The sequence below is a fragment of the Candidatus Anoxymicrobium japonicum genome (assembly GCA_002843005.1).
Lineage (GTDB): Bacteria > Actinomycetota > Geothermincolia > Fen-727 > Anoxymicrobiaceae > Anoxymicrobium > Anoxymicrobium japonicum.
Map to the genome: position 1 here is coordinate 1 of PHEX01000058.1, position 10178 is coordinate 10178.

Genomic DNA, 10178 nt, shown 5'->3' on the forward strand with positions numbered 1-10178 from the left:
GAGAGCCTCAGCTAAAGGATCGGAGGCGCTCATGGTGACGTTGCCTCCGCCGTCCGAGATCAGAACGAGTATTGGGGTCGGTCTGGGGGTTCTCGAGAGCTCACGCTCGAGCACTTTATACCCCACCGCGAGGCCGTGTGAAAGAGGGGTAGCGCCACCGGCGGAAAGCTCCGACAGAAGCTTCCTCGCGAGAGCCGGGCTGGACGTCGGGCTCATTACGATCTGCGCCGCGTCGTCCTTGAACATGACCAGACCAACCCGATCGCGTTTCTGGTACGCTTCAGCCAGGAGCGACATTATCGCTTCCCGCGACGCATCGAGGCGACCTTGAACGAGCATTGACGCGCTGGCGTCCACGACAAACAAGATGCAGGCGCCGTACTTTCTCTTGCGCAACTTCACCTTAATATCTTCGGGCAAGACCTGGAGCTTGCCTTCGTCGTCGCCCCCACGCGCCGCCGAAGCCCGGATGGTGGCGTCGATAGCGATATTTGACGGGCTGATCTGCTTTGAGCCCGAGGGCGAGGCGCTACGGTAATAGCGACCTTGAGAATCGGCGTTTTGCGCCTGGTTGCGCTTGCCGGGCGCCGTACCCTGTCGCTCACGCGTATCGGGTATTGCGATGTGGCCGAATCCCGTGGATGCGGGCGCTTCGGCAGGCGCCGGTTGCATCTTCCCCTCTGCCCGCGTATCCGCGTGAGAGCCTTCCATGCTTTTTCCTGGCGCCGCGAAGCCGGGCAGCTCCATTTGCTCGATGGCAATGAGTCCCTCGAGGAGCGAGGGCATGTCAAGATGAGGGTTGTCTTTCATGCCGGGTGGGCCCTTTCGTATGCGGTGGTTCAGCGCGATGGGAGCGACCCGGGAGAGATCGTTCATGTCGATCGCGTTGCGCTCCTCGAGGGCCGCGAGGGCTCTAGCGGAATGCAGCATAGAAATATCAGCCCTGTGGCCGTCCGCGCCCGCCCGCTCCACGATCAAGGCGATAGCGTCGATCAACGGCTCTGGAACCTCGACGGAGGGGTACCGTTCGCGGGCGGCGACGAGGCGTTCGCGCAAGCGTTGCTGTTCTGTGTGCCAGCGAGACTCAAACTCGAGAGGATTGCTGTTGAACTGGAGGGTGCGCTTCAGTATCTCCGCGCGCTCTGCCACGCTCACCTCACGATCGACCTCCGCGCACAGGCCGAACCGATCCTCGAGTTGCGGCCGCAGGTCACCTTCCTCCGGGTTCATCGTCCCAATCAGGATGAAGCGCGCGCTGTGCCGGAATGAGATCCCTTCACGTTCCACGATATTGACTCCCATCGCGGCGGAGTCGAGTAGTAAATCAACGATGTGGTCCTCGAGTAGATTGACCTCATCGACGTAGAGAATCGAGCGGTTGGCCCTGGCGAGTATTCCTGGATCGAAAGACCTTTCTCCATGGCACAGGGCCTTCTCGATATCGAGCGTGCCGACGACCATCTCCTCGGTTGCGTTGAGAGGTAACGTTACTATTTTCATCCTGGATTTGCCGGTTAAGAGCAAGCCCTCCAGGGCCAGGCGGTCGGCGCAATAGCCGCAAAGAGATTCTATGTCCTGTGGATCGCACGAGAACGGACAGTCGGGTACAACGTTTATTTCGGGCAGTAGATGCGCCAGCGCCCGGGCAAGTGTGGATTTCGCGGTTCCACGCCTTCCCCGGATAAAAACCCCGCCCACCTGGTGGCTGACGGCGTTCAAGAGCAACGCCAGCTTGACCTGCTCCTGGCCTACAACCGCTGTAAAAGGAAAAACAGTATCGTTCTTATTCAATTGGGCGCAACTCCTCAACGCGCTATATCTCAATATATAGATTCACCCGGAACACAGCGCTATCCTTTAGGGTCAGGCAACGTCTACCGCTTTAGCGGTAGACGGTGCGGTAGACGGTGTCTGACCCCTGTCCAAAGGAGGACCTGCAAGGCTGGTCGAAGTATGTTTTTAACGAGGCCGCTTGCGCGGTTTGCCCGAAATGCGATGGCATGGTAAGATGTTCGGCGATTTGCCTCGAGGGCAAGCGCAAGAGGGTTGCGTAGTGGTTGGAACGCCACTTATAATATGTGGGTTTGATAGACAGGCAAGAGTAAACGGGGGGGCTTGATAGTATCGTAGCAAAAAGGCCAAGAATGAGATCTCTTGTAATACCGGCTCTGATCGTTATGTTCGCTCTGGTTCTGGCGCCGGTGGGTTTTGCGACGCCTGTGGATCAGAGAAAGGCTGATGCGCAGAAAGAGGTTGAGCGGCTCCAGCAAAAGCTCGAGGACTCGGTTGAGCGTTACAATTACGCTTGTGTGCGGATCGAGGAGACGCGCGGCGCGATAACGCAGAACAAAGCGCAGATCGCTGACGCCGAGCAAAAGCTCGCATTGGACAGGACGCGCTTAAACAAGCGTGTCAGGGCTATGTATATCACCCGGCAGGTCAAAGTCGTTGATGTCGTGGCAAGCGCGGGCAACTTCGATGAGTTCCTGGTGGGCATTGATCTTGCGAAGAAGGTTGGCCAGAGGGACGCGCAGATGGTGTGCCAGGTCAAAGAGGCTAAGGCGGGACTGGAACAGGCGCGCGCTTCACTGCAGGAGCAGAAATCCCAGCAGGAGGCCGCTCGAAAGGAGTTATCTGACTCCAAGGCCGCGGTCGAGGGGGATCTTTCCGGCGCGAAGGGCAAGCTCGCGAGCGCAGAGGAGGAGATCCGCCAGGCTATGGCGCGGCGGGCCGTGGAGGTCTCGAACTCCGGAAACAACAAGTACAAGCCGCCTTCCTCGAAGCCGCCGGGATCCACTCGTCCGCCAGGCGCGCCGCACGGAGGCGTTGTGGGAGTAGCCTACGACCAGCTCGGGAAGCCTTACGTTTGGGGCGCCGAGGGTCCGAACAGTTTTGATTGCTCTGGCCTGGTCATGTACTGCTACAGGGTTGGCGCGGGGATGTACATTTCGCACAGTTCTTATGCTCAGTCGTCCTGCGGGGCGTCTGTAAGCGTCGGCGAACTCCAGCCGGGCGATATCCTGGGGTTCCGTGGATGGGGACACGTCGGGTTGTTTGTGGGTGGAGATAGTTTTATTCACGCGCCTCAAGCCGGGGACGTCGTGAAAGTCTCTTCGCTTTCGGCGCGCCATAACTTCTGTGGCGCTGTTCGACCGTGAGGCGAAGAGAAGACAGGTCATAGGGAAGGCCCCGCGAAGGGGCTTTTCTTTTTAGCGCGAAAGGTAGCCGCTCATGGCTGAAGTAGTCATCTACTCAGACCCGCTGTTCGAGAAGCACGACACTGGCTACGGTCACCCGGAGTGCCCTGAGAGGTTGTCTGTCTCTCGAGTAGCGCTGGACGAATCCGGTTTGCTGGAGACGGTCAAAGTCGTCTCGCCGCGCGACGCCACTGTCCAGGAGATTGAACTGGTTCACTCCTCGAGGTACATCGAGCAGGTTGAGCGTCTGGCGAAATCCGGAGGGGGCAACCTGGACATGGATACCCCTGTCTCTCCCGCGACTTACTCAGCCGCGCTCAAGGCCGCGGGCGCGGTGCTTCAAGGCGTGGATTGGTGTTTCGAAGATTCGTCCCGCCGCGCCTTCTGCATGGTAAGGCCCCCAGGGCATCACGCGTTGCCGGCCAGAGGAATGGGGTTCTGCGTCTTCAACAATATCGCCATGGGGGCGCGTTACGCGATGTCGCGCGCCTTCGCGAATCGCGTGATGATAGTCGATTGGGACTCCCACCACGGCAACGGCACACAGGATGTTTTTTACGAAGACCAGAATGTCCTCTACCTTTCGCTGCACCAGTACCCTCACTACCCTGGCACGGGCGGGATAGACGAAACAGGCGCCGGCAAGGGAAACGGTTACACCATAAACCTGCCATTTCCCGCGGGTACCGGCGAGGCCCACTACCTCGAGGCGTTCGAGCGGGTCGTCATCCCCGTGGCTCAGGAGTTCAAGCCAGATCTGGTGATGGTGTCGGCGGGATATGACAGCCATGCCGAAGACCCGCTTTGCTCGATGCGGCTTATCGATTCCTCTTACAGGAAGATGACCGATTACCTCGTTGAATTCTCCGAGGATTACTGTGATGGTAGACTTCTAATAATTCTGGAAGGCGGTTATAATCTGAGCGCACAGGCTCATTCGGTCGTGCAGACAGTAGCGGAGCTTGCCGGGATCGAGATTCCCGCGAAGGACAAGGCGCCGTTGCCTACGGCATATCCGGAAAAGGCGGGCGATGTCGTAGCGCGCTTGAGCCGGACAAATTGGAGTTGACTGAAAAGCCCGCGTCAGTACCGCGACTGTCGGATATCATGCGTTGACGCCGGGAGTTGCTAAAAAGGCGGTAGAGTTGGATTTACATGCTCTTCTCAAGTTATCAGTTGAGAACAACGCGTCTGATATTCATATCAAGGCCGGTGGCCCTCCATACCTGCGCGTGGATGGAGCGCTTCTGGCGGCGGACTTTCCCCCACTTTCTCCCGTCGACGTCGTGGAGGTCGCATTTTCGTTAATGAACGAGAAGCAGGCGCGCGCCTTTCATGATACAAACGAGGCGGACTTCGCTTACAGCGTCTCCGGGCTCGGGCGTTTCCGCGCAAACGTCTTCAAGCAAAGAGGGACAATAGGAATCTCTATCCGGCGCGTTCTGACTACGAAGATACCAAAATTCGACGAACTCGGCCTTCCTCCTGTCCTCAAGAGGTTGTCCGAGGAGGCGAGAGGACTGCTGCTCGTAACGGGTCCCACGGGAAGCGGGAAGACCACGACAATCGCTTCGATGGTCGATCACCTGAACGAAAACCAGCGCCTCAACATTGTCACGATAGAAGACCCAATCGAGATTTTACATGTGGATAAGAAGTGCATCATCCACCAGCGTGAGATTGGCACGGATACCGATTCCTACAGGGAGGCTCTGCGCCACGTAACCCGCCAGGATCCTGACGTCATTCTTATCGGCGAAATGAGGGATATCGAGACGGTGACCTCGGCATTGAACATCGCGATGACCGGCCACTTGGTGCTGTCCACGTTTCATACGCAGGACACGACCGAAACCGTGAACAGGATGATCGACTTTTTCCCGCCGACCCAGCAGAGGCAGGTTCGCATAACACTCACAAGTACGCTCGCCGGCATTGTCAGCCAGCGGCTTTTAGCCCGTTGCGACGGCGGCGGGCGAGTGCCCGCGGTAGAGGTTATGATCATGAACGGGCGGCTCTCGGAGTGCCTGCTCAACGAGGAGCCGACCGCGGTCATGCGAGAGATCATCGCCGACAGCGAGTTCTACGGGATGCAGACGTTCAATCAGTCGCTGGTTGCGCTCTACGCTGACGGCCTGATCGATTTTCAGACGGCTATAAAGGCGACAAATCAGGCGCACGATTTCATCTTGATGGCCAAGCAGATGGGCTTGCCTGTCGAGGAGTTGCTCTCCACCCGCTAACCAGCTTCTTCCATAACGGAGTGAGCTACCACCTTATTTCGCCCTGTGTTCTTCGCGTTATAGAGGGCCTCATCGGCATCGGCCATCAGGCGCTCGAGTCCCATGCTTTCGTGTGAGAACGACGCGACCCCCATGCTGATTGTTGTCTCAACCGGCGCAAGCTCCCCATCAACGCTGATTCGCATTTCCGCAACCTTCTTGCGAAGTTTCTCAGCGACCTCGAACGCCTCAGGCCACTCTGTCTCGGGCAACAGGATTGAGAACTCCTCGCCACCGTAGCGGTAGGCGCGGTCGACCTCGCGCTTGCCGGCGTTGAGAGAACGCGCGACCTCTCGAAGCACGGTGTCTCCTGCCTGGTGCCCGTACCTGTCATTGAGCGCCTTGAAGTGGTCGATGTCGGCCATGACAAACGAGAACGGGTGCCGGTAACGCTTTGCTCTGACTATTTCTCTTTCGATATCCCTTCTGAGCTTGCGGTAGTTGTACAGGCCGGTTATCGGATCGGTTATCGCCAGGCGATTCACCTGCTCAAAGAGGGCGGCTCTCTGCATCGCGAGTCCGAACTGGTATGTCATGGACTGAGCAAGCTGTATATCCTGTGGGGTGAACGCGTCCGGGCGCCTGCGGCGCAGGTGCAGGACGCCAAGAATCGTCTCATCGCTTACGATAGGCAGGCAGATGCACGAGCCGATCGTGACATTTTGCAGACTGGGGCATTTATCGCCCGCGGAGAGGTCATCGGCGACCACGATCGCGTCCTTGTCCTTACACGCCTCGCAGGAAGCCGCGCCTTCGGTCTCACGGCGTTTCATTTTATTCATCACCTCGTCGCTGTAGCCGAATGAGCCGACGATAGACATTGTTCCGCTATCGGAGGAAACGGTGTAGATAAGTCCTGAGTCCGCGTCGAAAACCTTTCTCGTCTCCTCGAGGCTTTTCTCGAATATTTCATGGAGATGGCTCTTGGTGCTTATCATGCTTATCACCATTACAAGAGCGTTCGCGCGCGCGAGCCATCGCCGCGAGTCGGCGAGCGCGTCCTCACGCTGTTGAGCAAGCCGTTCTATGTCGAGGTAAAGTTCCTGCGATTTCCTGGTCAGTAAGGTCTCGAAGTACGTTATGAGAAGGCCGGTTGCCGAGAACCTGACGAGTATCCAGATGTTGGATGCCGTACCGCTGGGCTCACGAAAGAACAGCTCGAGCGCCAGCATGCTAACGAGCGCGACAAGAACAAGGTATCGCCCCCTGGTCTTTGTGACGAGGCTGACGGATCCAAGGATCGCCATGTTGACTATTATGACGAGGGCGGTCGCGTTTGAGACTCTGAAGACGCAGAAAAAGACCAAAAGGAGAGCCATAAACAGGGCGCACGCGCCGGCCCATGTGGTCCTCTGTAATTCGTTCATTTTCATGATATGAGATTTCATGTCAGGCGCCCCGGGCCACGAAATCGTAACTCGCCTCGAATATCTTCCGCCGGTCGAGATCCAGCGTCGCGACATGGAAGGAGTTGTCGAGCCACACGAGTTTCTTGTCGTTGGAGGAGACGCGCTCCAGAATATATTGCGAGTTCCGTGCAGGCACTACGTGGTCGTTTCTTGCCACGAATATCCTCAAGGGGCAGGTGATTGTCGAGAGGTCGGCGTCAACAACCTTCGCGAGCTTCGCGAGCTCGTGCGCCGCATGGGTGCTGAACTTCTCGTAGGCGACCTCGACTACGCCAGGATCCTTGATGTCATTGCCCGGGCCGGGAAATGTTTTCAACACGTGTTTGAGCGCAGGAACCAGCTTGAGGGCTACGCCTTTGAGTCCCGGTGCCACCCAGTGAACCGGGGTTGATATCGGCATGGCGCCGGCCAGGGCGCCCCCGTGTCTCTCCGCGAGATACAGCGTCAGGAGCCCTCCCATGGAAAGGCCGGACACGAACACTCGATCGCACATGGCCTCGAGTTCGGAAAGGGCGGTTTCTACTGTGAGAATCCAGTCAGTGTAAGACCAGCGCCCCATGTCTTTCACGTTTGTGCCGTGTCCCGGCAAGCGTGGCGCGAGTACGGTGATGTTCCTGGACGCCAGGAACTCCCCCATCGGCTTCATGCTCGACGTCGTTCCCGTAAACCCGTGGATGAGGAGGCATCCGGTCTTTCCTCCCTCAAAGAAGAAAGGCATGCCGTCTTCCATCACCGACAGGCCCGATGGAACCTTCATAGTCTTCAGCTCGCTTTTCGCCACGATAACTCTTCCGCCCTCTAATTATCGGGGTTGCCGAAAATCTCAATGCCCTCTATGCCCGCAAGCTCAAAGATGCCATCTGTCTGAGAACCGTACTCGCCCCAGTAAGTGAAGAAGGTCTCGAGCGCAAGGCGGAACCATTTGCCCGTCGCCGGTCCATAAAGAGCATGTCCTCCACAGGGGACGATCATCGCCGCCACCATTGGATTTTCGTCGGCGGCGTCCAGCAGCGCGCGCGCGTTCTCCACCGGCGACATCAAATCGTCCTCGGCGTGCAACAACAGGCACGGGATCTTCATCTCAGACATGATCCTTGCCGGGCTGGCTTTCCTGTAAAGGTCGGCTTCCTCGATCTCGTAGTACTGGCAAGGCACTTCTCTGATGTATTCGCGAAGATCCAGGGAAGCCTCTGGCATTCCGGCAAGTATTCTAAATAGCCACAGCGCGCGAGCCAGGAGACGCCTGGCGGATGACAGAAGGGAAAAGGCGCCTGGCCCCGACAGGCGCTCTACCTCGCTACCCGCTTCCGCGTAAGCGCCAATCGCCACAACACCGCCACCGAGTGGTCTGTTCAATTTGGAGCGCCCGGCGGCCAGGAGCGCGGCGGCGGCGGCCATTCCTTCGCCGCATACGCCGACCGTGCTTACGATGCCAAAAGACTCGAGATACTCGGCGGCGGCCATTATGTCATCTGATTCCCTGTAGCCCAGGCTGGAGGGCGCTTCTGAGCAGCGTCCGGAGTCGCCGCGGTTTCTCAAGTCAACAGCCATGACGTGGAATCCCCAATCGTGATAAGCCTCGAGAGCGAGAGACAGCAACCAGTGCGAGTTCTTGCTCACGCGTGAACCACTCGCCAGAATGACCGCGGGGCGTCTGGTCGCGTCAGACTGGAGCGCCAGGTGACCGCATATGGGCGTGCCGTCATGGGACTCAAGCACAATCGGTTCAAAAGTGGATGGGTACGGGTATACGATGCCAGCGGTCACCCGTGTTTTTGCGAGGGCCGATGGCACGAGGTCTATTAACGTGGACAGCATAGTTGAGATTGGCCCGGGGACGGAGGCCCGAAATGGGATCGAATCCAAAATCTCCATTACCTCTGCCATCGTCCTGGTGCCGGCCTGCAGCGATGTGACCTTGCTCACGTCACTCCGGCAAGCGGGCGCGCGTTGAAATCGCGTCCAGATGTACACGATAAACGCCAACGTAATAATCAGCGGGGAAAAGAGCGTTAGCGCTAACACGAGCAACGCAACGCTCGCGACCCGCGGAGTTTTTCTATCAGAGCAGGTTGTGAATCTCATATCGATTTATTTTACCATGAGCAAATTCGCGAATGCGGTTGATTGTCGCAATCGCGTCAACAGCTAATGACAAAGTCGAACGTTTCGGTTAGTTTATAGAAGACTTGAGAAGATCTGGAACACGATCAGCGATTTCGGCGGTTGACAGGAGGATCATGGCAAAGAAGAAAAAACGCGCGCTCGTTACTGGAGGCGCGGGCTTTATCGGCTCTCACCTCTGCGACGCGCTTCTGGCTGAGGGCTGCGAGGTAACCTGCCTCGACAACCTCGCGACTGGAAAGCTCGAAAACATAAACATGGCGAGAAATAATCCGCTGTTCGGATTCGAGAAGAGAAACGTAATCGAGCCCTTTGACGTTCAGGCAGACGTGATATACCATCTCGCGAGCCCCGCGAGCCCGATGGACTACTACGCGACGCCCGTCGAGACAATGCTCGCAAACTCGTACGGCGCCTGGAACTGCCTCGAGCTGGCGCGGAAAACTGGCGCCCGCTTGCTGATCGCCTCGACATCTGAGGTTTACGGCGACCCCGAGGTCTCGCCTCAAGGTGAGGATTACTACGGCCACGTGAACCCGATCGGCCTTCGCTCGTGTTACGACGAGGGGAAGAGATTCTCGGAGGCGCTGTGTAAGGCTTGTGAACGACAGTACGAGACGGATGCGGTGATAGCGCGGATATTCAACACCTACGGCTCACGCATGCGCGCGAACGACGGCAGGGTCATCCCCAATTTTATCTGCCAGGCACTGGAAGGCAAGCCGTTCACTATCTATGGCGACGGCAACCAGACCAGGAGCTTTTGCCATGTCAGCGATATGGTAAAGGGGCTGATGCTCGCGATGAAAACACCTGAGGCGGGTGGCGAGGTTATCAACATCGGCAACCCTGACGAGATGCGAATCATTGACCTCGCGGCGCGCTTGCGCGAAAAGACAGGCACATCTTCGGTTACTGTATTTGAGCCGCTCTTGCAGGATGACCCGTTTCAACGCAAGCCGGACATATCAAAAGCGATGAAACTTCTCGCCTGGGCGCCACAGGTTGGTCTCGACGAAGGCCTGGATGACACAATAGCCTGGTTCCGGCAAAGCAGAACGTAACGCAAAAAGGGGTCTACCATTGAATTTTACTCTACATCAATGGTGTTAGAGGTTCCAGGAGGTATGGGCGTTGCCCCAGGGATGGAGGGAGGCCGTAGGCCG

General features: G+C 57.7%; 8 protein-coding genes. 4 read left to right on the forward strand and 4 right to left on the reverse strand.

The features are described from left to right. Window positions 1–1791 (reverse strand): magnesium chelatase (locus tag CVT63_06375; protein PKQ27740.1); only part of this gene is annotated, 1791 nt, incomplete at its 3' end. A 353-nt stretch (window positions 1792–2144) separates the two neighbouring features. Here CVT63_06375 and CVT63_06380 point away from each other — a divergent pair. From CVT63_06380 to CVT63_06390, 3 genes are all read left to right on the forward strand, one after another. Then, complete coding sequence (locus tag CVT63_06380) at window positions 2145–3158, forward strand: hypothetical protein (protein ID PKQ27741.1); 1014 nt, start codon at window positions 2145–2147, stop codon at window positions 3156–3158. A gap of 73 nt (window positions 3159–3231) precedes the next feature. Continuing rightward, window positions 3232–4266, forward strand: coding sequence for a histone deacetylase (locus CVT63_06385; GenBank protein PKQ27742.1), 1035 nt, complete (start codon window positions 3232–3234; stop codon window positions 4264–4266). A 76-nt stretch (window positions 4267–4342) separates the two neighbouring features. Beyond that, on the forward strand, window positions 4343–5440 hold the full coding sequence (locus CVT63_06390; protein ID PKQ27743.1) for a type IV pili twitching motility protein PilT: 1098 nt from the start codon (window positions 4343–4345) through the stop codon (window positions 5438–5440). Here the strand turns inward: CVT63_06390 and CVT63_06395 are convergent. The 3 genes from CVT63_06395 to CVT63_06405 are packed head-to-tail and all read right to left on the reverse strand — an operon-like array spanning window position 5437 to window position 8973. Further along, a complete protein-coding gene (locus tag CVT63_06395; GenBank protein ID PKQ27744.1) occupies window positions 5437–6942 on the reverse strand; it encodes a hypothetical protein in 1506 nt (501 codons plus the stop codon). The two genes, CVT63_06390 and CVT63_06395, sit on opposite strands and share 4 nt — an antisense overlap. After that, on the reverse strand, window positions 6869–7669 hold the full coding sequence (locus CVT63_06400) for a hypothetical protein (protein ID PKQ27745.1): 801 nt from the start codon (window positions 7667–7669) through the stop codon (window positions 6869–6871). The genes CVT63_06395 and CVT63_06400 overlap by 74 nt, the downstream gene beginning before the upstream one ends. Window positions 7670–7686: 17 nt before the next feature. After that, window positions 7687–8973 carry a hypothetical protein gene (locus tag CVT63_06405; GenBank protein ID PKQ27746.1) on the reverse strand — a complete coding sequence of 429 codons (1287 nt, stop codon included), beginning with the start codon at window positions 8971–8973 and terminating at the stop codon, window positions 7687–7689. Window positions 8974–9128: 155 nt separating this feature from the next. Between CVT63_06405 and CVT63_06410 the strand changes: the two genes are divergently transcribed. Beyond that, window positions 9129–10076, forward strand: coding sequence for a hypothetical protein (locus CVT63_06410; protein PKQ27747.1), 948 nt, complete (start codon window positions 9129–9131; stop codon window positions 10074–10076). The last annotated feature ends 102 nt before the right edge of the window (window positions 10077–10178 follow it).

What these genes read in the sequence shown, in the direction of transcription:
- CVT63_06380 (PKQ27741.1), top strand. Translation starts at nt 2,145, where the DNA reads ATGAGATCTCTTGTAATACCGGCTCTGATCGTTATGTTCGCTCTGGTT.
- CVT63_06385 (PKQ27742.1), top strand. Translation starts at nt 3,232, where the DNA reads ATGGCTGAAGTAGTCATCTACTCAGACCCGCTGTTCGAGAAGCACGAC.
- CVT63_06395 (PKQ27744.1), bottom strand. Translation starts at nt 6,942, where the DNA reads ATGTCGCGACGCTGGATCTCGACCGGCGGAAGATATTCGAGGCGAGTT.
- CVT63_06405 (PKQ27746.1), bottom strand. Translation starts at nt 8,973, where the DNA reads ATGAGATTCACAACCTGCTCTGATAGAAAAACTCCGCGGGTCGCGAGC.
- CVT63_06410 (PKQ27747.1), top strand. Translation starts at nt 9,129, where the DNA reads ATGGCAAAGAAGAAAAAACGCGCGCTCGTTACTGGAGGCGCGGGCTTT.